This window comes from Ferrimonas kyonanensis DSM 18153, assembly GCF_000425405.1.
Lineage (GTDB): Bacteria > Pseudomonadota > Gammaproteobacteria > Enterobacterales > Shewanellaceae > Ferrimonas > Ferrimonas kyonanensis.
In genome coordinates this window covers 1-24,739 of record NZ_AUDJ01000033.1, presented here as the reverse complement: position 1 = coordinate 24,739, position 24,739 = coordinate 1, and the positions used below count along the sequence as shown (strand labels likewise).

At 56.8% G+C, this 24,739-nt stretch carries 26 protein-coding genes and 1 rRNA gene; 15 read left to right on the top strand and 12 right to left on the bottom strand.

What is annotated here, in order from left to right; all coding sequences use genetic code 11:
- Nucleotides 1–85: 85 nt before the first annotated feature.
- From tusA to fadB, 3 genes are all read right to left on the bottom strand, one after another.
- Nucleotides 86–331 (bottom strand): sulfurtransferase TusA, encoded by a 246-nt coding sequence (gene tusA / locus H598_RS0111695; RefSeq protein WP_028113183.1) that lies wholly within the window; start codon nucleotides 329–331, stop codon nucleotides 86–88.
- Nucleotides 332–481: 150 nt separating this feature from the next.
- The gene (fadA, locus tag H598_RS0111690; protein ID WP_028113182.1) at nucleotides 482–1,645 is read right to left on the bottom strand and encodes an acetyl-CoA C-acyltransferase FadA; all 1,164 of its coding nucleotides are present in this window, start codon (nucleotides 1,643–1,645) and stop codon (nucleotides 482–484) included.
- A gap of 11 nt (nucleotides 1,646–1,656) precedes the next feature.
- Complete coding sequence (gene fadB, locus H598_RS0111685; RefSeq protein WP_028113181.1) at nucleotides 1,657–3,810, bottom strand: fatty acid oxidation complex subunit alpha FadB; 2,154 nt, start codon at nucleotides 3,808–3,810, stop codon at nucleotides 1,657–1,659.
- 197 nt (nucleotides 3,811–4,007) lie between these two features.
- On the opposite strand from fadB, the gene pepQ reads away from it, so the two are divergent.
- The 4 genes from pepQ to hemG (H598_RS0111665) are packed head-to-tail and all read left to right on the top strand — an operon-like array spanning nucleotide 4,008 to nucleotide 7,966.
- Nucleotides 4,008–5,327, top strand: a complete 1,320-nt coding sequence (gene pepQ / locus H598_RS0111680) for a Xaa-Pro dipeptidase (RefSeq protein WP_028113180.1) — start codon at nucleotides 4,008–4,010, stop codon at nucleotides 5,325–5,327.
- Nucleotides 5,327–5,938, top strand: a complete 612-nt coding sequence (locus H598_RS0111675; RefSeq protein ID WP_028113179.1) for a YigZ family protein — start codon at nucleotides 5,327–5,329, stop codon at nucleotides 5,936–5,938. The genes pepQ and H598_RS0111675 overlap by 1 nt, the downstream gene beginning before the upstream one ends.
- 35 nt (nucleotides 5,939–5,973) lie before the next feature.
- The gene (locus tag H598_RS0111670) at nucleotides 5,974–7,431 is read left to right on the top strand and encodes a TrkH family potassium uptake protein (protein WP_028113178.1); all 1,458 of its coding nucleotides are present in this window, start codon (nucleotides 5,974–5,976) and stop codon (nucleotides 7,429–7,431) included.
- Nucleotides 7,432–7,441: 10 nt separating this feature from the next.
- Nucleotides 7,442–7,966 carry a menaquinone-dependent protoporphyrinogen IX dehydrogenase gene (gene hemG / locus H598_RS0111665; protein ID WP_028113177.1) on the top strand — a complete coding sequence of 175 codons (525 nt, stop codon included), beginning with the start codon at nucleotides 7,442–7,444 and terminating at the stop codon, nucleotides 7,964–7,966.
- Between the two features lie 35 nt (nucleotides 7,967–8,001).
- Here hemG (H598_RS0111665) and H598_RS0111660 read toward each other — a convergent pair whose 3' ends face one another.
- On the bottom strand, nucleotides 8,002–8,316 hold the full coding sequence (locus H598_RS0111660; protein ID WP_028113176.1) for an ArsR/SmtB family transcription factor: 315 nt from the start codon (nucleotides 8,314–8,316) through the stop codon (nucleotides 8,002–8,004).
- Between the two features lie 182 nt (nucleotides 8,317–8,498).
- Here H598_RS0111660 and hemG (H598_RS0111655) point away from each other — a divergent pair, with 182 nt between their 5' ends.
- Entirely contained in the window at nucleotides 8,499–9,038 is a 540-nt protein-coding gene (gene hemG / locus H598_RS0111655) for a menaquinone-dependent protoporphyrinogen IX dehydrogenase (RefSeq protein ID WP_028113175.1), read from the top strand.
- Nucleotides 9,039–9,116: 78 nt separating this feature from the next.
- On the opposite strand, the gene H598_RS0111650 is transcribed toward hemG (H598_RS0111655), so the two are convergent.
- The 5 genes from H598_RS0111650 to def are packed head-to-tail and all read right to left on the bottom strand — an operon-like array spanning nucleotide 9,117 to nucleotide 14,748.
- Entirely contained in the window at nucleotides 9,117–10,559 is a 1,443-nt protein-coding gene (locus tag H598_RS0111650; protein WP_028113174.1) for a TrkH family potassium uptake protein, read from the bottom strand.
- 14 nt (nucleotides 10,560–10,573) lie between these two features.
- Nucleotides 10,574–11,974 (bottom strand): Trk system potassium transporter TrkA, encoded by a 1,401-nt coding sequence (gene trkA, locus H598_RS0111645; RefSeq protein ID WP_028113173.1) that lies wholly within the window; start codon nucleotides 11,972–11,974, stop codon nucleotides 10,574–10,576.
- A 6-nt stretch (nucleotides 11,975–11,980) separates the two neighbouring features.
- On the bottom strand, nucleotides 11,981–13,285 hold the full coding sequence (gene rsmB, locus H598_RS0111640) for a 16S rRNA (cytosine(967)-C(5))-methyltransferase RsmB (protein WP_028113172.1): 1,305 nt from the start codon (nucleotides 13,283–13,285) through the stop codon (nucleotides 11,981–11,983).
- Entirely contained in the window at nucleotides 13,282–14,226 is a 945-nt protein-coding gene (fmt, locus tag H598_RS0111635; RefSeq protein WP_028113171.1) for a methionyl-tRNA formyltransferase, read from the bottom strand. The genes rsmB and fmt overlap by 4 nt, the downstream gene beginning before the upstream one ends.
- A gap of 9 nt (nucleotides 14,227–14,235) precedes the next feature.
- On the bottom strand, nucleotides 14,236–14,748 hold the full coding sequence (def, locus tag H598_RS0111630; RefSeq protein ID WP_028113170.1) for a peptide deformylase: 513 nt from the start codon (nucleotides 14,746–14,748) through the stop codon (nucleotides 14,236–14,238).
- A 134-nt stretch (nucleotides 14,749–14,882) separates the two neighbouring features.
- On the opposite strand from def, the gene H598_RS0111625 reads away from it, so the two are divergent.
- Genes H598_RS0111625 through H598_RS0111615 form a run of 3 tightly spaced genes read left to right on the top strand, consistent with a single transcriptional unit; the run spans nucleotide 14,883 to nucleotide 17,403 of the window.
- Nucleotides 14,883–15,869, top strand: a complete 987-nt coding sequence (locus H598_RS0111625; RefSeq protein WP_028113169.1) for a LysM peptidoglycan-binding domain-containing protein — start codon at nucleotides 14,883–14,885, stop codon at nucleotides 15,867–15,869.
- Complete coding sequence (gene dprA, locus H598_RS0111620) at nucleotides 15,850–16,926, top strand: DNA-processing protein DprA (protein ID WP_028113168.1); 1,077 nt, start codon at nucleotides 15,850–15,852, stop codon at nucleotides 16,924–16,926. The genes H598_RS0111625 and dprA overlap by 20 nt, the downstream gene beginning before the upstream one ends.
- Nucleotides 16,927–16,929: 3 nt before the next feature.
- Nucleotides 16,930–17,403 (top strand): DUF494 family protein, encoded by a 474-nt coding sequence (locus H598_RS0111615; protein ID WP_028113167.1) that lies wholly within the window; start codon nucleotides 16,930–16,932, stop codon nucleotides 17,401–17,403.
- A gap of 58 nt (nucleotides 17,404–17,461) precedes the next feature.
- On the opposite strand, the gene H598_RS0111610 is transcribed toward H598_RS0111615, so the two are convergent.
- Nucleotides 17,462–19,216, bottom strand: coding sequence for a collagenase (locus H598_RS0111610; protein ID WP_028113166.1), 1,755 nt, complete (start codon nucleotides 19,214–19,216; stop codon nucleotides 17,462–17,464).
- 146 nt (nucleotides 19,217–19,362) lie between these two features.
- Between H598_RS0111610 and H598_RS25995 the strand changes: the two genes are divergently transcribed.
- From H598_RS25995 to hemF, 4 genes are read left to right on the top strand one after another with little or no spacing between them, the layout of a single operon-like run.
- Nucleotides 19,363–19,923 (top strand): DNA topoisomerase family protein, encoded by a 561-nt coding sequence (locus H598_RS25995; RefSeq protein WP_084144433.1) that lies wholly within the window; start codon nucleotides 19,363–19,365, stop codon nucleotides 19,921–19,923.
- A gap of 53 nt (nucleotides 19,924–19,976) precedes the next feature.
- Nucleotides 19,977–20,483, top strand: coding sequence for a 5-(carboxyamino)imidazole ribonucleotide mutase (gene purE, locus H598_RS0111600; RefSeq protein WP_028113164.1), 507 nt, complete (start codon nucleotides 19,977–19,979; stop codon nucleotides 20,481–20,483).
- A gap of 5 nt (nucleotides 20,484–20,488) precedes the next feature.
- Nucleotides 20,489–21,055: an L-threonylcarbamoyladenylate synthase type 1 TsaC gene (tsaC, locus tag H598_RS0111595; RefSeq protein ID WP_028113163.1), complete on the top strand. Its 567-nt coding sequence runs from the start codon at nucleotides 20,489–20,491 to the stop codon at nucleotides 21,053–21,055.
- A gap of 18 nt (nucleotides 21,056–21,073) precedes the next feature.
- A complete protein-coding gene (gene hemF / locus H598_RS0111590; RefSeq protein ID WP_028113162.1) occupies nucleotides 21,074–21,991 on the top strand; it encodes an oxygen-dependent coproporphyrinogen oxidase in 918 nt (305 codons plus the stop codon).
- Here the strand turns inward: hemF and H598_RS0111585 are convergent.
- Complete coding sequence (locus H598_RS0111585; protein ID WP_028113161.1) at nucleotides 21,988–22,422, bottom strand: group II truncated hemoglobin; 435 nt, start codon at nucleotides 22,420–22,422, stop codon at nucleotides 21,988–21,990. The genes hemF and H598_RS0111585 overlap by 4 nt on opposite strands.
- Nucleotides 22,423–22,450: 28 nt before the next feature.
- On the opposite strand from H598_RS0111585, the gene aroE reads away from it, so the two are divergent.
- On the top strand, nucleotides 22,451–23,272 hold the full coding sequence (gene aroE, locus H598_RS0111580) for a shikimate dehydrogenase (RefSeq protein ID WP_028113160.1): 822 nt from the start codon (nucleotides 22,451–22,453) through the stop codon (nucleotides 23,270–23,272).
- Nucleotides 23,269–23,544, top strand: coding sequence for a DUF1488 family protein (locus H598_RS0111575; RefSeq protein ID WP_028113159.1), 276 nt, complete (start codon nucleotides 23,269–23,271; stop codon nucleotides 23,542–23,544). Before aroE ends, H598_RS0111575 begins: the two co-directional genes overlap by 4 nt.
- Before the next feature lie 26 nt (nucleotides 23,545–23,570).
- On the opposite strand, the gene H598_RS0111570 is transcribed toward H598_RS0111575, so the two are convergent.
- Nucleotides 23,571–24,104: a gamma carbonic anhydrase family protein gene (locus H598_RS0111570; protein WP_028113158.1), complete on the bottom strand. Its 534-nt coding sequence runs from the start codon at nucleotides 24,102–24,104 to the stop codon at nucleotides 23,571–23,573.
- A 415-nt stretch (nucleotides 24,105–24,519) separates the two neighbouring features.
- Between H598_RS0111570 and H598_RS0111565 the strand changes: the two genes are divergently transcribed.
- Nucleotides 24,520–24,739 (top strand): 16S ribosomal RNA (locus tag H598_RS0111565); the annotation flags it as partial.

The window sequence follows — 24,739 nt, the reverse complement described above, 5'->3', positions numbered from 1 at the left end:
CGGCGGCGATACTGAATTTACGCGAGGAGAGATCAAAAAAGCCGCGATAAACGGCTTTTTTGCAACGGGGTGTGTGCGTCGGTGATCAGCGCCCTTTCTGAATCAGGTACTGGTAGGGGGCGTTGTCCACCTGACTGGCCAGCAGGGTGTGATCCATAAAGCGACAAAAGCTTGGAATGTCGCGGGTGGTGGAGGGATCGTCAGCTGTAATCAGCAAGGTGTCGCCCTGTTCCATTTTTCGCACCGTTTTCCGCACCATCATCACCGGCTCCGGGCAACGCAGGCCGATGGCATCGAGGGTGTGGGTGGCATCGGTAAAGCTGTGTGACATCAGGGGAACCCATTCTGTAAAACTGGGCGAATATGATACGCCGCTGGGTCGGTGACGCAAGCCATGACGACGATTTGAACACGGTTTGACCTGCGCGATCACAAAAAAGGGAAGCCGAGGCTTCCCTTGTTGTGGCAGTTGATGAGCTGGTTATACCCGCTCAAATACCGTGGCGATGCCCTGACCCAGGCCAATGCACATGGTCGCCAGTCCCAACTCGACGTCGCGATGTTCCATCAAGTTGATCAGGGTGGTGGAGATACGGGCTCCGGAGCAGCCAAGGGGGTGACCAAGGGCGATGGCTCCGCCATTGAGGTTGACCATCTCATCCATCTTATCCAACAGCCCCAGATCTTTGGCACACGGCAGGGACTGGGCAGCAAACGCCTCGTTCAGCTCGACCTGCTGAATGTCAGCCATGCTCAGGCCGGCACGTTTCAGCGCTTTGTGAGTGGCGGGTACCGGGCCGTAACCCATGATGGAGGGATCGCAGCCGGCGATGGCCATGGAGCGGATTCGGGCACGAATCGGCAATCCCAGAGCCTTGGCCTTATCTTCGCTCATCAACAGCATCGCGGACGCACCGTCAGACAGCGCCGACGAGGTGCCTGCGGTGACGGTGCCATTGACGGGATCAAACACCGGCCGCAGGCCACTCAGGCTGTCGACGGTGGTTTCGGGGCGAATCACTTCATCTTGAGTGACTCGAACCAAGGCACCATCGGCATCGTGGCCTTCGATGGCGACGATTTCGTTGTTGAAGCGGCCTTCGAGGGTGGCCTGGTGGGCGCGCTGGTGAGAGCGGGCACCAAACTCATCTTGAGCTTGGCGGCTGATGCCGTGCATCTTGCCCAGCATCTCGGCGGTCAGTCCCATCATGCCGGCGGCCTTGGCGACGTTGTTGGCGAGGCCGGGGTGGAAGTCGACCCCATGGTTCATGGGGACGTGACCCATGTGCTCGACGCCACCGACGATAAAGATGTCGCCTTCGTCCAGCATGATGGCGCGTGACGCGTCGTGTATCGCCTGCATCGACGAGCCACACAGACGGTTAACGGTGACACCACCGACGGACTTGGGAAGGCCGGCCAGCAGGGCGGCGTTGCGGCCAATGTTGAAACCCTGCTCCAGGGTTTGCTGGACACAGCCCCAGATCACGTCTTCTATCTCCTCCGGATCCACCTGGGGGTTGCGCAGCAACAGCTGTTTCATCAGTTGTGCTGACAGAGTCTCAGCACGAACGTTGCGGAATACCCCACCCTTGGAACGGCCCATGGGGGTGCGGATGCAATCTACGACTACCGCGTGTTTCATTGCCAATCTCCTTATTTCGCTGAATAGAAACGGTCGCCGTTGGCAGCCATCTCACGCAATTTGTCGGTAACCTGGTACATCTCGCCCAGGTGTGCAAAGCGGTCGGCCATGGCCACGTACTGCTTCAGTCCCAGGGTGTCCAGATAGCGGAATACGCCGCCCTGGAACGGTGGGAAACCGATGCCGTACACCAACGCCATGTCCGCTTCCGCCGGAGTGGCAACGATGCCTTCTTCCAGGCAGCGTACGGTTTCGTTGATCATGGGAATCATGGTACGTGCGATGATTTCGTCGGCCTCGAACGGCTTACTGTCACCGTAGGCCTGTTTTAGTGCCGCCAAGGTAAATTCATCGACGCTCTTCTTCGGCTTGCCCTTACGATCCGGAGCATATTGATAGAAGCCTTTACCGTTCTTTTGACCATAACGTTCGGCTTCAAACAGGATGTCGACAGCGTCGCGGAAGGTTTTGCTCATGCGGGTCGGGAAACCCTCAGCCATAACGGCAACCGCATGATGGGCGGTATCGATGCCAACCACGTCAAGTAGGTAGGCGGGGCCCATGGGCCAGCCAAACTGCTTGCTCATCACCTTGTCGACCTGCTGGAAGTCGGCACCATCACGTAGCAGCAGGTTAAAACCGAAGAAGTAGGGGAACAGCACTCGGTTAACAAAGAAGCCGGGGCAGTCGTTGACCACGATGGGGGTTTTTCCCATCTTGGCGGCGTAGGCGACCACGGTGGAGATGGTTTCTTCACTGCTGTGTTCGCCGCGAATGATCTCGACCAGAGGCATTCGATGAACTGGATTGAAGAAGTGCATACCGCAGAAGTTTTCTGGGCGTTTCAGGCTTTTTGCCAGTGCGTTGATGGAGATGGTGGAGGTGTTAGAGGTCAGGACCGCATCGTCACGCAGGGTTTGCTCGACTTCAGCCAGGACAATGGACTTCACCTTAGGATTTTCCACCACGGCCTCGACCACCACATCGGCATCTTTGATGGCGGTGTAGTCCAGAGACGGTACGATGTTGTTCAGCACCTTGGCCATGGCCGCGGGTTTCATCCGCCCGCGCTCAACCTGCTTTGCCAGCAGCTTGGCCGCTTCATTGAGGCCAAGATCCAGTGCCGGTTGGGCGATGTCCTTCATGACCGCGGGGATGCCCTTGCGTGCCGACTGGTAGGCGATGCCGCCTCCCATGATTCCGGCGCCGATCACCGCCGCACTCTTGAATTCACGGGCTTGCTTGCCGGCCTTTTTCGCTTTGCCCTTAACGAATTGGTCATTGAGGAATATGCCGACTAAAGCCTGTGCCACATCGCTTTTCGCCAGCTTGATGAATGCGGCGGCTTCGGCGTTAAGGGCCTCGGTGCGGCCACAACCTGCGGCGGTTTCCAGCAGGCGGACGGCGGCGTGGGGAGCCGGGTAATGGGGACCTGCCTTCATTGCTACCATGCCTTTGGCGGTATTGAACGACATCGCCGCTTCAATCTGGGACAGGTTCAAAGGGCTCAGTTTGCGTTGACGACGGGCTTGCCAATCGATCTCTTTGGTGATGGCTTGCTTCAGCATCTTGGTGGCCGCGTCCATCAGTTTGCCGTCGGCAGCAACCGCATCCAGGGCACCCACGGCCAGGGCGGCATCGGCCCGGTTTTCCTGGCCGGTAGTGATCCACTCCATGGCGTTATCGGCGCCAATGACCCGAGGCAGGCGCACGGTGCCACCGAAGCCGGGAATGATTCCCAGTTTGGTTTCCGGCAGACCGATGCGAGCAGTGGTGTCGCCGACACGCAGGTCACAGGCAAGAATGGCTTCGCAGCCGCCACCCAGGGCATAGCCCCGTACGGCGGCGATGGTGGGAACCGGCAGGTCTTCCAGCTTATTGAAGATGGCGTTGGCTTCCACCACCCAGTTATTCAGGGTTTGTTCCGGCTCGGCGAACAGGCCCAGAAATTCGGTGATATCAGCGCCAACGATGAAGGCATCTTTACCACTACTGACCACGACCCCTTTGAGGTCGTTTTCCTGGGCCAGGGCGGTCAGCGCCTGGTCGAAATCGTTCAGAGTGGATTGGTCAAACTTGTTGACTGAACCGGCCGAGTCAAAGCACAGGTTGGCGATACCGGGTTCCAGCCAGCTGACCACGATGGAGCTGCTTTGAAAAATCATGCTTGGTTTCCTTTTTACCGCGAGGGGTCACGTCCAATTAGTGACCGATTACTCAAAGTGTGTCCTGCGTCACAATAAATTGCAACACCTATTTAAAACGCCTGTTTAACATCGGCTGAATGAGCGAGGGATTGTCGGCAAGGGGACTGTGTTACACTGGCGGCCTATTCGACACCGGTAAATAAGAAGAGATGGTCATGGAACGTTTAGCGCCACTTTATCAGGCTCACATTGCAGAGTTGTCCCGTCGCAGTGACACCATACTGGCCCAGCAGGGGCTGGATGGCATGGTGATTCATTCGGGACAACCGCTGCGGATCTTCCTCGATGATATGGACTACCCGTTTAAGCCGAATCCTCACTTTAAACACTGGCTGCCGGTCACCGATGATCCACACTGCGTTTTATTGATCCGTCCCGGTCAAAAACCGACGCTGCTGTTTTATCGTCCGGTGGACTTCTGGCACAAAGTGCCGCCGTTGCCGACTGAATTTTGGACCGAGTTTGTCGATCTGCAGGTCATTGAGAAGCCTGAGCAGGCAAGGGCGCTGCTGCCAGCCTCATTGGCTAATTTTGCCTACATTGGTGAACACCCTGAATTGGCCTCAGAGTGGGGACTGACGCAGATAAACCCTAAGCCGGTGATGGATTACCTGCATTATCACCGTGCCTATAAGACCGATTATGAACTGGCGTGCATGCGCATCGCCAGCGAAGTGGCGGTCTGTGGTCATGAAGCGGCAAGGGATGCCTTTTTTGGTCAGAAGAGTGAATTTGACATCCAGTTGGCCTACCTCAGTGCCACCCAGCACGGTGAGAATGATGTGCCTTATGGCAACATTGTGGCCCTCAATGAAAACAGCGCCATTTTGCACTACACCAAGTTGCAGAAGACCGCCCCCGAGAAAATGCGCAGTTTCCTTCTTGATGCCGGAGCCAGCTTTCACGGTTATGCCTCGGACATCACTCGGACCTATGCGTTTGACTCGCAGTCGAAGTTTGCCGAGTTGGTGGCAGCCATGGACGCCCATCAGCAAGCCTTGATCGCCACCATGACTCCGGGAATGCGTTACACCGATCTGCACTTGGCGATGCATCAGCGGGTGGCTCAGATGCTGCGTCAGTTTGATTTGGCGGCCGGATCCGACGAGGCATTAATTGCCAACGGAGTGACGGCGGCGTTCTTCCCCCATGGCCTGGGTCATCAAATCGGTCTTCAGGTTCACGATGTCGGTGGTTTTATGCAGGACCCGCAGGGTACTCATCTGGCCGCGCCTGAAGCGCACCCGGCACTGCGTTGCACCCGGGTGATTGAGCCGGGAATGGTGGTGACCATCGAACCGGGTTTGTACATCATTGACACCCTGCTGGATGGCCTGAAGGACGAAGCAAGCTCGATGCTGAACCGGACGGGCATTGATGCCTTGCGGCCTTACGGTGGTGTGCGCATCGAGGATGACGTTGTAATTCATGCGGACAGAATCGAAAATCTGACCCGGGATCTTGGTCTGGCCTGATGTCTGGCAGTTTTCTCGTACCCAGTGGCCATTACGAAGTCGAAGAAGTGGTTAAACGCAGCCGCTTTATCACCTGGGTGGCCCCGGTGACTGAGGGTAAGCAGGCGCGGGCGTTGCAGCAACGGGCTCGCCAGCTACACCCGGAAGCCAGTCATCACTGCCTGGCGTTTAACGCCGGGCCACCCGGCGATACTCGGGACATTGGTGCCAGTGACGATGGCGAGCCAGCAGGATCGGCGGGCCGTCCGATGCTCAACGTGGTGTTGGGGGCGGACGTTGGTCAGTTGGCAGTGGTGGTGATTCGCTATTTTGGCGGCACTAAACTCGGGGTTGGCGGGTTAGTACGCGCTTACTCCGGTGGCGTGAAGCTGGCGCTGGAAACCCTGCCTACCGAACCCTTTGTGCCTTTGATTGAGGGGGCGATTCAGGTCAGTTACGCCGATCAGCCGAACCTGGAACACTGGTTGTCGCAGTTTGATGGCAAAATAGTTTCCCAGTCCTTTGAACAACAAGTAAGTTATAGGCTGGCTTTGCCGTTGGAACATAAACACAACTTCACTCTGCAATTGGCTCAAAGCAGTCAGGGACGGTTGCAGGTAGAGTGGGATTAAATGCAGTACGCCAACAATAGAAATCAAAAACTCTGATGCAATATCGTTCGATTGTTCGCATTATCGGCTTGCTGGTGATGCTGTTTAGCCTCACCATGGTGCCTCCGGCATTGATTGCCGTGATCTACAAGGACGGTGAAGGGTCGACCTTTATGCAGGCGCTGGTGATCAGTTTGATCATCGGCTTGCTGGCTTGGTACCCCAACCGCCACACCAAAGAGGAATTGAAAGCCCGGGAAGGGTTTCTGATCGTGGTGTTGTTTTGGACGGTACTGGGATCCATTGGTGCCATTCCTTTCCTGCTCTCTTCCGAACCGGCGCTGTCGACCAGCGATGCCTTCTTCGAGTCGTTCTCTGCCTTGACCACCACCGGTGCGACGGTGATCACTGGCCTGGATCACCTGCCCAAAGCGGTGTTGTTTTATCGACACCTGCTGCAATGGCTAGGGGGAATGGGGATCATTGTTCTGGCCGTGGCCGTCCTGCCGATGCTGGGCATCGGCGGCATGCAGTTGTATCGCTGTGAGACTCCCGGGCCGGTGAAAGACAACAAGATGACGCCGCGGATTGCTGAAACGGCCAAGGCGCTGTGGTACATCTATCTGGCGCTGACTATTGCTTGTGCCAGTGCCTACTGGCTGGCGGGCATGAGTACCTTTGATGCCATTGGCCATGCGTTTTCCACCGTCTCCATTGGTGGCTTTTCCAGTTACGACGAGTCCATGGGGGCGTTCAACAGCCAGTTGATCAACACCATCTGTGTGGTGTTCTTGTTGATTGCCGGCGTCAACTTCAGTCTGCATTTTGGCGCGTTTAGCCGCCGGGGACTGAATCTTCGTAACTACTGGCGCGATGCCGAAGTTCGAGTGTTTCTGCTGTTTCAGTTGTCACTGACCCTGCTGTGTTTCCTGGTGTTGCTGGACAGTGGCATCTATGACTCGCCGGAGTCGACACTGGATTACGCCCTGTTTCAGGCGGTGTCGATCTCTACCACCGCCGGCTTTGGTACCCACAGTTTTTCCGAGTGGCCGTTGTTCTTGCCGGTGCTGCTGATCCTGTCCAGTTTTGTCGGTGGCTGTGCCGGTTCCACCGGGGGCGGCATGAAGGTGGTGCGTTTTGTGTTGCTGTTGCTGCAGGGGGGGCGGGAGTTGAAGCGGTTGGTTCACCCTCGAGCCATGTTCTCCATTCGCCTCAATAACAAGGCGGTGCCGGATCGGGTCATCGATGCGGTGTGGGGATTCTTTGCCGCCTATGCCCTGGTGTTTGCCTTGTGTCTGGTGGCGCTGCTGGCCACCGGCATGGATGACATCTCGGCCTTCAGTGCCACCGCGGCGTGCTTGAATAACCTGGGGCCCGGGTTGGGCCAGGTCGCGTCCCATTATGGTGACATCGGTGATGTTTCCAAGTGGATCCTGATATTGGCGATGCTGTTTGGCCGCCTCGAGATTTTTACCCTGTTGGTGCTGTTTACACCGGCGTTCTGGAAGAGTTGAGGACAAGACTGTGAGACGGATAGTGGTACTGTACTCCACCGTAGATGGCCAAACCCGGAAAATCGCCCAGCGATTGCAGGCCAGACTGCAGGCAACGGAAAATCAGGTTCAGGTGGCCGACATCGAGACTCCGAACCTGGATCTGAACAGTTTCGATACCGTGGTCATTGGTGCCAGTATCCGTTATGGCAAGTACCGGCCGGCGGTGATCGAGTTTGTGGAGCAACATCAGGGCTTGCTGAATCGCAAGCGCAGCGCATTTTTTTCGGTGAACCTGGTCGCCAGGAAGCCGCTTAAGAACACCGCCGATACCAATATGTACGTGGCCAAGTTCCTTAAGCAGGTTAGCTGGAAGCCTCAGTTGCTGGATGTGTTTGCCGGCGCCATAAACTACCCGTCGTTAACCTTCTGGGACCGGAATATCATCCGTTTCATTATGTGGATGACCAAGGGGCCGACGGCAGCGGATACGGTGATGGAATACACGGACTGGGGGCGTGTTGAAGCCTTCGCCGATCGATTGAGCAGCGAATAGAGAGTCACTAGGGCTTCCTGCCCGGTTGGATGGGGTTACTGACCTTTGCCGCAGTACAGATCGTACAGCAGGTTAATGACGGCTTCGACTTCCGGGCTGTCCAGTTGATACCAAACCTGTTGCGCCTCTTTGCGGGTCGTGACCAGGCCTTCGTTGCGCAGTACCGCCAGATGCTGAGACAGTGCCGACTGGCTCAGTGGAACCTGTTCATTCAGTTCGCCCACGGTTAACTCCTGCTTGCCAATCAGGCACAACAGCATCAACCGATGTGGGTTGGCGATGGTCTTTAGCAATTTCGACGCTTGTTGAGCATTCCCTGTCATGGTTTCCAAGTCGATTGTGAGTGCCATAGTGTTCCTCAGAGTTTAGCAATAACTAATATTAAGCCCATTGCGTCGTTTTGTTAAGCGGTGCGAGATCTCGATTCTGAAGTAATCTGACTATTTTGCTAGTAAAAATGTGATCTTTTGCCATACCTAACGGCATGAATTGCCCCATATTATGATGCGATACTGAAATTTCTGGAGGTTTTGTGAAACGCTTACTTGTTCTGTATATGAGTCGAGGGGGCCATACCGCCCGAGTGGCGCGGGTGATCATGGAATCCGTGCGGGCCGAAGGCCACGAGTGCGACATGATGGACATCAACGAAGCGGTTCATGAATCGGTTGATTGGGACCGCTACGACGCCATTGCCTTGGGAGCACCGGTGTTGTACGGCACCTATGACAAAGGCTTCTTTAAGTTCATTGATGACCACGCCATGCAGATTGAGGCCAAGCCCAACAGTTTCTTTAACCTGTCGGTGGTGGCGCGCACACCGGAGAAAGCCACGGTCGAAGGCAATCGCTATATGCAGAAGTTCCTGGAGCTGTCTCCGTGGAAGCCCAAAGACATGAAGGTGATTGCCGGTAAGGTCAATTACCCGGCCTGGGGCTGGCTGGATACGCTGGCGATCCAGATGATCATGAAGATGACCAACGGCCCAACGGATAAGAACGCGGTTATCGATTACACCGACTGGGAAGATGTGAAGGCCTATGGCCGTCACCTGATCACCCTGGCGCAGTAAGCGTGTTGGAGAATTGACCTCGGGTGATGCGGCGCCGGTGAATAGCGACGCCCAATAGTCACCCGAGGCTAGTTGATCCTAGTAGCGCCAGAAGGTCGGCAGGAGCAGCACCGCCACGGTAATGATCTCTAGTCGGCCCAGTAACATACCCAGGCTGAGTGCCCACTTGGCCGCGTCCGGCAGGCTGGCAAAGTTCCCCGCCGGGCCGATCACTTCGCCCAGTCCCGGCCCCACATTGGTAACTGCGGTTACCGCGCCGGTGAGACTGGAGACCGGATCCACGCCCACCAAGACCAAAAACAGTGCCAGCACTACGATGGTGGCGATAAACAGCATGCTGAAACTCACCAGAGAGCGGACGATGTCCTCGCTGATGGTGCGGCGGTTGTAGCGTTGCGGAAACAGGGCCGATGGGTGAATCTGTTGCCGCAGTGCCTTGTGCAGCACGGCGCCGGCGAGTTGAAAGCGGAATATTTTAATGGCACCAGACGTCGATCCGGAACAGGCTCCTACGAACATCAGGAAAAAGAAGATGATGCTGGCGGCGGGGCCCCAGGCGCTGTAATCGGTGGAGGCAAAGCCGGTGGTGGTTACCACCGAGATCAGGTTGAAGGTGGCCAGGGTCAGTGCCGGAAAGAACTCCATCTGCTGTTGGTGGCTCAGCCACCAGCCCAGCAGCAGCGATGCACAGATGACAAAGGCCAGGTAGCCTTTTACTTGCTGGTCATTCCACACCGTCACCGAGCGCATGTGCACCATCTGCACAAAAATCAGCATCGGCAGGCCGCCGAGAAACATAAACAGGCTGCCATTCCAGTGGGCCAGGGTACTGAAGTGAGTCATGGAGCTGTCGGTGGTGGAGTAGCCGCCGGTGGACAGGGTGGTCATGGCGTGATTGATGGCTTCAAACGGCGTCATGCCCGCAGCCAAATAACCTAGGCAACACAGGGCCGTCAGTAGCAGGTAGACCTTAACCAGACCGCGGCCGATAAGCTGGGTGCGCGGCATCCATTTATCGGACCAGTCTGAGGATTCGGTTCTGAACAGGCGCATGCCACCGACGTTGAGCATCGGAAAGATCGCAACTCCCATGACGATGAAGCCGATGCCGCCAAGCCACTGCAGCAGCGACCGCCAGATCAAGATCGACCAGGCGGTGTCATCCAGCCCAGACAGTACCGTTGAACCCGTGGTGGTGATGCCGGACATGGTTTCAAAGAAGGCATCGGTATAGCTGATGTGGTGATAGAAGGTAAACGGCAGTGCCGCAAACAGGGACACCACCACCCAGGTCAGGGTGGTAAACAGATACAGATCCCGGGTGCTCAGGGTCAGTTGGCTGCGAAAGCCGGTGCTCGCCGCCATCATGGCGGCGATAAAGGTGATCATTGATGACTTGAAAAATTCTCCGGCCAGTCCTTCGGCGTGGTACAGGGAGACGCCTGCCGGAATCAGCATCAATCCGGCGACCACCGCCAGAAATAGCCCCAGCAGGAAAGAGAGTGGCCTGATATTAATCATGATGGTAACTGGGGCTAGATGAACAGCGCACTGGGCTGAAACAGCTTTTCGACCTCGGTGATGTACTTCTTGTCCACCAGGAACATGATCACGTGGTCGTCGGCTTCAATAACGGTACGGTCGTGGGCAATCAATACCTGATCTTTGCGCACCACGGCGCCAATGGTGGTCCCCGGCGGCAGGCGAATGTCCTGAATCTGTTTGCCCACCACCTTAGAGGTGGCTTCATCGCCGTGAGCGACCGCCTCAATGGCTTCGGTGGCGCCGTCCCGCAGCGAGTACACGTTGGTGATGTCGCCTTGGCGGACGTGGGTCAGCAATGACGAGATGGTGGCCTGCTGAGGTGAGATGGCGATGTCGATGTTGGCGTCTTTGACCAGGTCGACGTACGCCTCGCGCTGAATCAGCACCATCACCTTCTTGGCACCCAAGCGCTTGGCCAGCAGTGCCGACATGATGTTGGCTTCGTCGTCGTTGGTGACCGCGATAAACACGTCGGTCTGGTTGATCTGCTCTTCATTGAGCAGCTCCTGATCCGAAGCGTCGCCGTGGAACACCGTGGTGGAGTCCAGCCACTCGGACAGGGCTGCCGCCCGCTGAGGATTGCGCTCGATAAGCTTAACGTCGTGGTAGGGTTCCAGCGCTTTGGCCAGACCAAAACCGATGTTGCCGCCGCCGGCGATCATGATATGGCGGTAGCTGGACTCCAACTCCTGCATCTCACTCATCACCGCTCGAATGTGTTTGGAGTCAGCGACGAAGAAGACCTCGTCGTCCGCCTCGATCACCGTGGTGCCCCGGGGCAGTATCGGCCGCCCCTGGCGGAAGATGGCGGCGACCCGAGTATCGATATTGGGCATGTGTTCCCGCAATGCCGACAGGGCGTTGCCGACCAGAGGTCCACCGTAATAGGCTTTCACTGCCACCAGGCTGACTCGACCTTCGGCAAATTCCACCACCTTGAGGGCGCCGGGGTACTCGATCAGGCGTCGAATATAGTGGGTAACCAGTTGCTCAGGGGCGATCAACTCATCGATGAAGAACCGACCGCGGCAGTCGTTATTGTGACCACCACTTTGGAACAGCACGTCCTGACGGGCCATAAACTGCTCGGAACGAATACGGGCAATTTTGGTGGGAGTGCCATACAGGGTGTACGCCAGATGGCAGGCCACCATGTTGGTTTCATCGGAGTTGGTGACCGCAATCAGCATATCGGCATCTTCGGCTCCGGCCTCCTGCAACACCCCTGGATGGGCCGCGTGGCCATGGACAACCCGCAGGTCATACTTGTCCTGCAGGCTGCGCAGAGTGTCCTGATGGTTGTCGACAATGGTGATGTCGTTATTTTCGCCGACCAGGTTTTCCGCCAGCGTGCCGCCGACCTGGCCGGCTCCAAGAATGATGATTTTCATCGCAACTTATTGTTTTTTCTTCAACCTGGCGTAGTAAAAGCCGTCGCCGCCTTCCACTTGAGGCAGTAACTGCCAGCCCGGTTTTTCCTGTGAGTCGTCCGGATTGATGCTAAGCAGCATAGCATCCGGTACCTGTTGAAGAAATGTCTTGATCTGGTTCACATTTTCTTCGGGAAGTATCGAGCAGGTGGCGTACACCAGAGTGCCCCCTGGTTTCAGCATTCGCCAGTTGGCATGCAGAATGCGCTGTTGCAGCTGCGCCAGAGCGTCGATGTCGTCATTGCGGCGCAGCCACTTGCTGTCCGGATTGCGGCGAATCACACCGGTGGCGGAGCAGGGTGCATCCAGCAGTATGCGATCAAAGGGGATGCCGTCCCACCAGGCTTGTGGATCGGCGGCATCGCCAGCCACCAGTTGCGCCTGCTGGCCGAGGCGATCCAGGTTTTGCTGGACTCGGGCCAGGCGACGGTCGTCGATGTCCAATGCCACCAGGTGCTGCAGCTCGGGCTGCCGCTCCTGCAGGTGGCAGGTTTTTCCTCCCGGGGCCGCGCAGGCATCCAGAATGCGTTCTCCGGGCTGCGGATCCAACAGGTACGCTGCCCACTGAGCCGATTGATCCTGTACCGACAGGCCCCCTTCGGCAAAGCCGGGAAGCTTGGTGACGTCGGTGGCCTTGAGCAGACGCAGGGCATTGTCACTGTCACCGGCAACGGCGTCGATGCCTTGCTCCGCCAGTTGAGCCAGGTAGGTCTCCCGGCTTTGGTGGCGGACGCTATTGCGCAACCAGAGTGGCGGATGCTGGTTGTTGGCGTGCAGAATCTGTTGCCATTGATCCGGGTAGGCGGCCTTAACCCGTTCGATGAACCAACGGGAGTGCAGGTGTGTGCGGGCATCGTCGTCAAACTGCGCCGCCAGCAGGCTGTCCAACTCGCGACAGCAGCGGCGCATGATGCCGTTCACCAGGCCGGACATGCCTGAGGCTTTTAGTTGGCGGGTGGCCTCGACGGTTTCGGTTACGGCCGCATGTTGCTTAACCCGCATGTGCTTGAGCTGGTACAAGCCGGCCAGCAGCAGGCAGTGAATGATGCGCTTCTTGCCCTTCAGGGGTTTTTCTAGGCAGTCGAGCACCTGGCTGTCGAGTACCGGCAGTTGGCGCATGACGCCATAGCAGATCTCCGCCAGCAGACCTTTGTCCTTGGGATTGCTTAGTTGGCTCTGGGCTTGAGGCAGGCAGGTAGCCAGCGATTGGCCCTTATCGATGACCTGTTCGATGACCCAGGCGGCCTGGGCGCGGACATTGCGTTTACTCATTGCAGTTGTGACCCTGTATCGAACCACTCTTTGCGGGCATTCAACACCTCGGTGGCAGACATCGCCTTCTTACCCGGGATTTGAATGGTGTCCAGTTTCAGCGCCTGGTCGCCACAGGCGATAATCAGTCCCTGCTTGTCGGCTTGCAATACGGTGCCGGGAGCGGCGTCGCCTTCGTAATGACTCACCGAGGATTGCCAAAGCTTAATACTGTGTCCGGCGGCTTCAAAGTGGCTGATTGGCCAAGGGTTAAAGGCGCGAACGCAGCGCTCAATAAACTCAGCAGGTTGGCTCCAGTCGATGCGAGCTTCCTCTTTGGACAGCTTGTCGGCGTAGTTGGCCTGGGTGTCGTCCTGAACTTCGGCGCTGGCGTTGCCGGTGGCAATGTTCTCCAGTGCCTGCAGTAGCCCCTGAGGGCCCAGTTCCGCCAGTTTGTCATACAGACGGGCAGACGTGTCATCGGCGTCGATGGCCAGCTCAACCTTGTGCAGCATGGCGCCGGTGTCCAGGCCTTCATCCATCTGCATGATGGTGACACCCGTGCGTTGGTCGCCGGCCCAGATGGCGCGCTGAATCGGAGCCGCCCCCCGCCAGCGCGGCAGCAGGCTGCCGTGGACATTGATGCAGCCCAGCCTTGGGGTGTCCAGCACCACTTTAGGCAGGATCAGGCCGTAGGCGACCACCACCATGATGTCGAAATCCAGCTCAGCCAGTTGCTGTTGTGCCTCTGGTTGGCGCAGAGATTTCGGCTGCAAAACCGGAATGTCATGACTCTGGGCCAGGGTTTTTACCGGGCTGGCGGTGAGCTTTTTGCCGCGGCCTGCCGGGCGATCCGGCTGAGAATAGACGGCCACTAGTTGATGGTCACTGTCAATCAGGGCCTGCAGATGGCGAGCGGCAAAATCCGGAGTACCGGCAAAAACAATTTTTAATGGGGTCAAGGCCTTCTCCTAGGCGTGTTTGGCGTCGAGGCGTGCCTGTTTTTCCAGCTTCTGGCGAATGCGCTGGCGCTTCAACGGCGACAGGTAATCGACAAACAGCTTACCGGCCAGATGGTCCATCTCATGCTGAATGCAGATGGACAACAGCTCATCGGCGTCCTGGGTAAAGGTGTCGCCATTGCGGTCCTGAGCGGTGATGGTCACGGTCTCATGACGATCCACTTTGGCATAGATGCCGGGTACCGACAGGCAGCCCTCTTCATTGCTGAAGCTGCCTTGTTGGTTGGACAGGCTGGGGTTGATGAAGACCATCGGCTTGGATTTGTCCTCGGAGTGATCCATCACGATCACCTGAACGTGGCGGTCCACCTGGGTGGCGGCCAGACCAATGCCTTTCTCTTCGTACATGGTGTCCAGCATGTCATCGATCAATTGCTGCAGGCTGTCATCAAATTCGGTTACCGGCTTGGCAACGGTACGCAGGCGCTCGTCTGGGAAACGCAAGACTTCCATAATGGCCATGGTTTATCTCATCTTCAAAATCGTAAAAACACTCAACCTGTCTATATTTAGGTTGTCATTGGCCTAATTTTAACTGTTTGGCGACGCCTTTAACAGGCACAGACCGAGTGGTTAATGATCGACAAGGATGTTCGATGCCCCAATTGCTGCTGATGTTGCTGTTGTTGTTCTCACCCATAGCGTGTTCTCAGGCTCTTTTTTTACGATCCGATTTCCCGCACACCTATACCGTTAAGCAGGGAGATACCCTGTGGGACATTGCCGGCCTCTATCTGGATGATCCCTGGAGATGGCCACAGTTATGGCAAATCAATCCGGCCATTGCCAACCCGCACCTGATTTACCCCGGTGATCGATTGACCATGGCGCTGGTAAATGGCCAACCCAGGTTGAGGGTAAGCAGAGCCGGTGTGTCGCCGTCTCAACCCATTAAACTGCTGCCATTCTCCCGGCTACGGCCATTTCTTCAACGGGTCACCGTCGTGGACCCGCCATTGCTGGAGCCTGGCAGTCGGGTGGTGGGGGCCAGTCGCGACGGGTTGCGCTATGTCGAGGGTGACACGCTGTACAGTTCAGAGCCGCTGGTGGCGGGGCAGAGTTATGGGGTGTATCGGCAGCGCCAGTCTCTGCGAGACCCTGAGTCCGGGCAGATGCTGGGCACCGAACTGGTGCTGGCGGCCTCCGGCGTGGCTCAGGCCGATGGTCAAGGACTGATGCTGACTCACAGTCGCCTCGAAGCCGCTTCCCAGGCACCGCTGTATGCGCTGGCCCCTCAGTTAGAGGCGCCGCTGTTCTTTCATCTCGGTGCGGCGCCGGCGACATTAGAGGCACAAATTATCGCCAGTCCTCAACAGATGCGGGAGATGGGGCCTGGGGAGTTGCTCTACCTCAACAAAGGGACTCAAGACGGGGCCCGGCCTGGTCAAGTGCTGTTTGCCTATCATCGCCGCCCATTGCCGGATCAGCGAACTGTCATGGTCTACCGGGGTAGGGTGGTGTTGGCTGAGTGTTTTCAGCGGGTGTGCCTGGCGGTGGTGACCTCGGCTCGGCATCCTCTGAGGCTGACTGACTGGTTGTTACCGCCATCGCCGGAGTCTGGTTATGCCCAATACTCTGACTGATTGGGCGGCATTGATGATGGCACCGCGGTTGGGGTTGATGAAAACCCTGTCGTTGCTGCAGTTGGCATCGCCCTCGGTATTGCGCCAGTGGGCATTGGCGGGGGATCTGCCGGGAGTCAGCCCTGCCACGGCTCAGCAGCTTGGGTATCCGGATATGGCCAGAATCGATGCCTTACTGGCGTGGGCAGAGCAACCCGGGCAGCACATTTTGCCGTTGGATCACCCGGACTACCCTCAGGCTCTGAAGCAGATTGCCGATCCGCCGTTAATGCTGTTTGTTCAGGGGCAGCTGGCGGCACTACAGGGGCCGGCACTGGCGATGGTGGGCAGTCGTCGGGCGACGGTGGCGGCCAAGGAGCGCACGCTGCAATGGGCGGAGCAGTTGGCATCCCTGGGGTGGGTGATCGTCAGCGGATTGGCGGAAGGTGTGGATGCGCAGGCACATCGGGGCGCATTGCGCAGCGGATTCACGGTGGCAGTGGTGGGATCTGGTCTGAATCACTGCTATCCCCGTATTCATACTGCATTGGCTGAGCAGATTCGTGAGCGAGGGGCCATGGTGTCGTCGTTTTTACCTTGGCAGCGCCCCAGGCGGGAGTTTTTCCCCCAGCGCAACCGCATCGTCAGCGGCTTGAGCTACGGCACCGTGGTGATGGAGGCGGGCATTAAGTCTGGGTCGCTGATCACCGCCAGGCTCGCCGCCGAGCAGGGACGGGAGGTGTTTGCAGTACCCGGGTCGGTGGACAATCCCGGCTGTGAAGGCGGGCATTATTTGATTAAACAGGGTGCCAAACTGGTGGATGATCCGGTCGATATCTATGAAGAGTTGCTGCCCATGGGGGTTGCACCAGCGATCGAGCCCGTGGTGAAGGCAGGTTCCGAGTTGCCTTTGCCGAAGTTGTTGGATAGTGTGGGTTATGAGGCCACTCCAGTAGATGTAGTGGTTGCTCGGAGCGATTTACCAGTAGATGTTGTGCTTGAACAGCTGTTAATGCTGGAGTTAGAGGGTCGGATAGCACAAGTGTCCGGCGGTTACATCCGGCTTAGGGGAGGGTAACGCATGTTTGACATACTGATGTACCTATTTGAGACCTATGTCCAAAGCGATGTTGAGCTGTTATTGGATCGTGAAGAGCTAACAGAGGAGCTAAGCAGGGCGGGCTTCAGAACCGAGGAGATTGGCAAAGCGCTGGTGTGGATAGAGAAGCTGGCGGATCTGCAGGACGGTGATGACAAGCCCTATCTGTACACCACTCCGATGCGCAGTGTGCGAGTGTATACCGACGCCGAGCAGCGGCAGTTGGACACCGGTTGTCGCGGGTTCCTGTTGTTCCTTGAGCAGGTGCAGGTGCTCAGCGGTGAGACTCGAGAGATGGTCATCGACCGGGTGATGGAGCTCGAAGGGGAGCCTCTGAGCCTGGATGACTTGAAGTGGGTGGTGTTGATGGTGTTGTTCAACGCCCCGGGCAACGATGATGCCTACCGGCAGATGGAAGACCTGGTGTTTGAACAACCCGAGGGTCTGATTCACTGACCGTGCTGGATGTGCGTGACTCGAAAAGGGCAGCCAGAGCTGCCCTTTTTCATGCCTGTCAGATGTGCAGGTGGCTGTCGTCCAGCGCCAGGTGCGCGGGTTTAAGATAGTCGCGATAGGCGTAACGATTCTGCTTGCGGGGCGTCGGCCCCATCGTTTCCACGGGGAGGGTCTCCTGGGGCAATGCATCGACCAGGCCTTGCAACCAGTGGTTGTAAGCCGCTTGGTGCTTGGCTGCCAAGGTGGTTAATCCCTGTTGATATCCCTCAAAGTCATCGTTTTTGAGTGCCTGGCCCAGTTGCTGCAGCCCGGCTCGGTCGTATTCGCACAGGTAACGCACAACCAGGTAGCTCCAGCGGTAGGTCATGTCCAGGCCGTCGTGGTACTCGGTGTTGAAGATCGCTTCCAGGCTGGGCCAGCTGTCGCTGCCATAATCCCGGGCCAGCGTCAGTGCCTGGTCGTTATCATGACCTTTGGAAACGTATTCGGCCATGCCTTCGGCCCACCAGACCTGCTTGCTGGCAAAGTGGCCAAAATCGCCATACTTAACGTAGCGCCCGTCCAAGTAGTGAACGTACTCGTGGTTGAGGTTCCAGACTTGAAATTCTGACGTCAGCCACCAGGCCCGATAGGCGTAGAAGGTGGCTTGGTTGCCAGGCATCTGAGAGTTACCTTCGATGTACATACCGCCGTTGTCGGTAGCGATGTCGTACAACAACTGACCGTAAGCGTTGTATTGACTCCAGTTTTTAAATACCACCACCTTGAGGGCCTGGTTCTGATCGCCGGGTACCGGTTCGCGCATGGTGGCCAGCAGCTCATGAAACTCGGACTCCTGCGAGGTGAGTCTGTTGCAGGTTTGGGCCAATTCTCGCGGCGTCAGGTCCTGAGTGCGGATGAACAGGCTATCGGAGCATCGATGCTCGATGGGCAGAATCTCAGACTCGTCCGGCAGGCGGCACAGGTTGGCAAACTGGCCGGTACAGCCTTCCATGCCGTAGAACGCGTTGACCAGAAACCCCAAAGTAAAGGCATCTTTACCGGCATCGCCGCGTTGGCTGACGTCAGACTCGGCGATCTGGGTAACGCTTTGCTCCAGCTGTGGCCATTGTGCTTGGGGTTGATTCAGTTGCCACTGGGCCAGTGCCCAGTAGGCATTTTTCAATGGCCAGTCCCCAGAAGGGCGGCGGGCGCCATCGCTGGCGGCAAACTGCAACAGTGCCTGATCCAGGTCGGTTGCCAGCAGAGCCTGCTTTAATGGGCACTCTGGGGACTCCCGCCGAACTGAGTCCAGCAACAAACCGGCGCTGCGAATCAACTCCCACAAGGCGTAGTCTTGAACCATCGAGGGGTTGTCGATTTGCTCAAACTCTGCCAGAAGCCTTATCTGGCTTTGTGGCAGCGATCCCAGGTCACGACCGAGACCGTTTTGAGCGTAATAGCGATACAGCAATACGCTCCATTGCTCAATCAGGGCTGGAGTAGTGCGGTCGAGATTCTGGCCCAGGGTTTCCATGGCGGAGTGAAACGCGTCGGATTGGGGCTGGTCGATAAAGTCGATGTCGGCGTAATAGCTGTAGGCTCGCAGATACTGCATCTGATTGAGCAGGGCATCGTGATGCTGCTCCGGCTGAGCGACCAGTTGCGAAAAGGTGGCGATGGTGGTGGCCAACTGATGATCGTTGATGACCTCGGCATTGCCTCTGTTCGCCAGCGACAGATCCACCAAATCCGGCGCGGGGGCCTGGGTGGCACAACCACTGAGGGCTGCCAGGGTCAGTAGGCTCAGAGTGAAAGTTCTGAGTGTCATCATCAGTCGCTCCTGTATATTGGGGTATACAACATCCTGAGTGGCTCACCGAATCGCAAACTCCGTGCCCCCCGGCTTGGGCACTGGTACTATATCAACGACGAAGTTATTGTCGATTATTGTTCATTTTTTGTGCGGAAAAGTGTGACGTGAGTAGAATTGATACCGGTTTATTCAATGCCCATGAGCATGCTTTGGAGCGAGAGTTCGAGGTGTGTCCCCAGTGTGGCTCCGAGTTGCACATCCTCCATGGCAAGCGTGGACAATTTCTCGGCTGCCAGAGTTATCCGGGCTGCAGCTACAGCCGTCCTCTGACTCATCAGGAGGTTGGCATTATCGAGGTGATGGAGGATCAACTGTGTCCCGAGTGTGAGCGGCCATTGGCGCTGAAGTCGGGTCGCTATGGCATCTACATCGGCTGTACGGGTTATCCTGAGTGCAGTTTTATTGTGCGGGAAGAGGAGCCGCAGACCGACATTACCTGCCCCGAGTGCCGCAAAGGGCAACTGGTGGCGCGCTCTGGACGCACCGGAAAAACCTTTTATGGATGTAACGCTTACCCTAAATGTAAGTATGTGGTGAACGAGCCTCCACACCCGCAAACTTGCCCGGACTGTGGCTGGAAAATTCTGGTGGAAAAACGGATTCGGGGAGAATTGAGGTTAATTTGTCCACAACGAGCCTGTAAATATCGGGGGGAAGCGATATAATCGCCGGCGAAGTACCCTACCCATAATAAAACGGTATAAAAAGGAAGTACCCGATGACTACACCCTTTGTCGCAGTGCTGATGGGATCGGATTCCGATCTGCCCGTCATGCAATCCACCCTGGACGTACTGTCCAGCTTTGATATTCCCTTTGAAGTGAAAGTGACTTCGGCTCACCGAACTCCGGCAGCGACCCACGCCTATGTGCATGGTGCCGAAGAGCGCGGCTGTAAAGTCTTCATCTGCGCCGCCGGTCTGGCTGCGCACCTGGCTGGCGCGGTTGCCGGTATCACCACTCGTCCGGTGATTGGCGTGCCGATCGATGCGGGCCCGCTGCAGGGGCATGATGCGTTGCTGTCCACCGTGATGATGCCTGGTGGCGTGCCGGTTGCCACCGTGGCCATCGGTAAGGCTGGTGCCAAGAACGCCGGTTACCTGGCGGCTCAGATGCTGGCGGTTGCCAGTGATGAGATGGCTGAGCGCGTGAAGGCGGATCGTCAGAAGAACGCCGAAGCGGTGATGGCCAAAGACGCGGCGCTGCAGGAAAAGCTGGGGCGCTAAGCAGTATGAGTGAACGCGTTACCCTTGCCCAGGGGGCTGAATTGGTGCGTAACGGCGGCGTGATTGCGTATGCCACCGAAGCGGTGTTTGGCCTGGGGTGCGATCCCGATAATCGAGACGCGGTAATGCGTTTGCTGGCCATCAAACAGCGGCCGGTAGAGAAAGGCTTAATTCTGCTGGCCGCAGATTTTGATCAGTTGCGCCCCTATGTGGATGAGTCGGCGCTGTCTGCCGAGCAACTGAGCCGAATGTTTGATAGCTGGCCCGGCCCGTTTACCTGGGTGGTGCCAGCGAAAGCCGGAGTTCCGAATTGGATTTCCGGCAAATTTGATTCCATTGCGGTACGAGTGACCGCCCATCCCGAAGCGGCCGAACTGGCGCGCTTATCTGGAAAACCTCTCATCTCTACCAGTGCGAACCTAAGCGGTCAGGCGCCAGGGCGCAGTGTGTCGGAGGTACAATCGTGTTTAACGGGCTTGTTGGACGGGGTTGTTGACAGCACAACAGGAGCGGCATTGTCGCCCTCTACCATTCGAGACGCCATCAGTGGCGACATACTGCGCGGCAATTGATGCCCCAAAGAGGGATCCATGGATCAACGGATTGAACAGGTAAAACAGTTTTTGCTGTCACTGCAAGACAGCATTTGTCAGAGTCTGGAAACCGCCGACGGTGATGCTCATTTTCAGCAGGATCAGTGGCAACGTGCTCAGGGCGGCGGAGGCCGTAGCCGGGTGCTGACAGACGGAGCCGTGTTTGAGCAGGCCGGGGTTAATTTCTCCCACGTCTTTGGCGACAAGATGCCGGCCTCGGCGACGGCCCAGCGACCGGAGCTTGAGGGCTGCCATTTTCAGGCCATGGGGGTGTCGTTGGTGATTCACCCCAAGAACCCGCATATTCCCACCTCCCATGCCAATGTTCGCTTCTTTATCGCTCAGAAAGAGGGGGCAGACCCCATCTGGTGGTTCGGTGGCGGCTTCGATCTGACTCCCTATTACGGCTACGACGACGACGTGCTGCACTGGCACCGGGTGGCTAATACGCTGTGCCAACCATTTGGTGATGACGTGTATCCGCGATACAAAGCATGGTGCGATAGCTATTTCTTCCTCAAACACCGCGATGAAACCCGTGGTGTGGGCGGATTGTTTTTCGATGATCTGAATCAGCCCGGGTTTGAGGACAGCTTTGCCTTTATGCGAGCGGTGGGCGAGGGTTTCATTCCCGCTTACGTTCCCATTGTCGAACGTCGCAAGGCCACCCCTTATACCGAGGCGCAGCGTCAGTTTCAGCTGTATCGACGTGGCCGTTACGTTGAGTTTAATCTGGTGTATGACCGCGGCACCCTGTTTGGGCTGCAATCCGGCGGCAGAACGGAGTCGATTCTGATGTCGATGCCACCGTTGGTACGGTGGCAGTATCAATATGCACCTGAGGATGGGACTGAAGAAGCGCGGTTGTACCGTGATTACCTGCGGCCCCGGGATTGGCTGGCGGAGCTCGGCTAATCCTCTTCCACATTGCGCATGTGGTCGGCCAGAGAGATCAGGGCCTTCAGTATGGCCTGGCGGCCCTGCTTGTGTGACACCGTGTCATTCAGGGCTCGCCGCATGCAATCCAGCCATTGATCACGTTGCTGGCGGTCGACCCTAAAGCTCAGATGCCTCGCTCGTAATCTTGGGTGGCCATAGGCCTGCTCAAACAACGGCGGCCCCCCTAGCCAGCCCGATAAAAACATCCTCAACTTCTCGGCGCTGTCACTTAAATCCTGAGGGTGCTGCTGGCGTAGCGCCTGGTACTTAGGATCCTCATCCATCAGTTGATAGAAACGGGTCGACAGCGCACGGATCACCGCTTCGCCACCGACAGCATCATAGGCATTAGAATCTTGAGCATTTCCTTGCTTGGCGCCCAGTTTGCGGCGTATAACAGATAGCATCGAACCTCCTTTTACAATGACAGCATCAATGGACAGATACGCCGTATTCGGCCATCCCATCAATCACAGTAAGTCGCCGCTGATCCATCGGGAGTTTGCCCGTCAGACTCAGCAGACGCTCAGCTATGAAGCGATTCTAGCACCCCTGGATCAATTTCCTCAGACCCTGGCTCAATTTCATCAGCAAGGGGGGAGGGGGGCGAATGTGACCCTACCGTTCAAGCAGCAGGCGGCGGAGCTGTGTGACCGATTGAGCGAACGGGCCCGACTGGCCGGGGCGGTCAATACCCTGTATTGGCAGGACGGCACGCTCTGCGGGGACAATACCGATGGCGAGGGGTTGGTGCGGGATCTGCGTCATCATGGCATTGAGTTGGCGGGGCGGGATATTTTGGTACTGGGGGCTGGTGGTGCGGTCAGAGGCGTCTTGCCGGAACTGTTGGCGATGGCTCCTCGAAAGATTGTGGTCGCCAATCGCACTGCGTCCAAAGCTGAGTCCCTGGCGAAGGCATTTCATTCCCTGGGCCAGATAGAGGGCGGCGGCTATGCTGACATAGAGGGGCAGTTTGATGTGATCATCAATGGCACCTCGGCATCGCTGGCTGCGGCCATGCCCCCGGTCGATCCCAAGGTCGTGAAACCGACAAGTTGGTGTTACGACATGGCTTACGGTGATAAACCCACCATTTTCCAGCAGTGGGCCGAGCGAGCGGGAGCCGAAGGGCAGCTGGCCGGTCTGGGAATGCTGGTGAATCAGGCCGCGGTCAGTTTCGAACTCTGGACCGGGAAAGCGCCGGATCCGGCATCGGTGCATGAGTTGTTGTTGCAGCAATTGAGGCAAACATCATGAATCAACAAATCCTGTTTAATGACCAGTTGTCGGTAGACTGGCAGCAACAGTGGTTAGAGTTTACGGCGATGGTTGCAGGCCAGCGGGTTGGCTGTTTCATCGCTTTGCCAACTCTGGCGCATTTGAGTGATACCGAAATCGGTAATGAGGAACAGGCGATTCAGGCGTTTGAACGGCTCAGGTTTGATCTGGAAGAGGAGGCCGAGACTTTGATCGAGGAGGAGAACTTCGATGCCCAGGGGCGCATCTGGTTGCACCACCCGGCCATCTGAGCAGGTTTTAAATCTCGACCTTTGCGCTAGGCCTGACTCAGGTATTCGTTTTTTAGTTTTACATAGTTGGCAGCGGAAACGGCCAGAAACGCCAGTTCTTTGTCATTAAGAGGGCGAGCCTGCTTGGCCGGACTGCCGACATACAGGTAGCCGGATTGCAGGGTTTTCCCTGGTGGTACCAAACTGCCAGCCCCCAGAATCACATCGTCCTCTATGACCGCGCCATCGAGGACGATGGCGCCCATACCCACCAATACCCGGTTGCGAATGGTGCAGCCGTGCAGCATGGCTTTGTGTCCCACAGTGACGTCTTCCCCAATGATCAATGGGTAGCCGTCGGGGTTGGCATCGCTGCGACGGGTAACATGGAGAACGCTGCCATCCTGAACGTTGCTGCGAGCGCCAATGGTGATTTGGTTAACATCGCCCCGGGCGGCCACTAGAGGCCAGATGCTGGCGTCGTCATAGAGGGTGATGTCGCCGTAGAGAATGGCGCTGGGATCCACAAAGGCGGTATCGGCCAGAGTGGGGGTGATTCCTGAAAACGGTTTTATGGCCATGGCTAGCTCCCTAAATGCCCAAATTGATTACTTTATCACTGTGCGAGTCGGTTTTCTGAACAAACAGATGTAAAGCACCATATTAGCCCTTGCCAGCGCAAATTAACCCCCTATAATGCGCCTCCATCGACACGGCAAACGGCGTAAAACGCTTGCTTGGTCGAAGAGTTCGAGTCAGAAACGAGTTTCTCAAATTAGTTTTGAAAAAAATCACTTGACTTGAACGCTGGGAAGCGTATCATTCGCATCCCGCTACGGACGAAAATTCGTGGCTGTTCTTTAACAATTAGTCAGACAATCTGTGTGGGCACTCGCGCAGGATTGATATCTCATATATCAATGTTGCACTGAGTGACTATAACAAGTTAATTCAGTAATTCATTGAGTCGGAGTTTTCGGATTTCAAAAAGCTTTTTAATTGAAGAGTTTGATCATGGCTCAGATTGAACGCTGGCGGCAGGCCTAACACATGCAAGTCGAGCGGAAACGACAACAAAGATTCTTCGGATGATTTGTTGGGCGTCGAGCGGCGGACGGGTGAGTAATGCTTAGGAATTTGCCCAGTCGAGGGGGATAACCATTGGAAACGATGGCTAATACCGCATACGCCCTACGGGGGAAAGAGGGGGATGCTT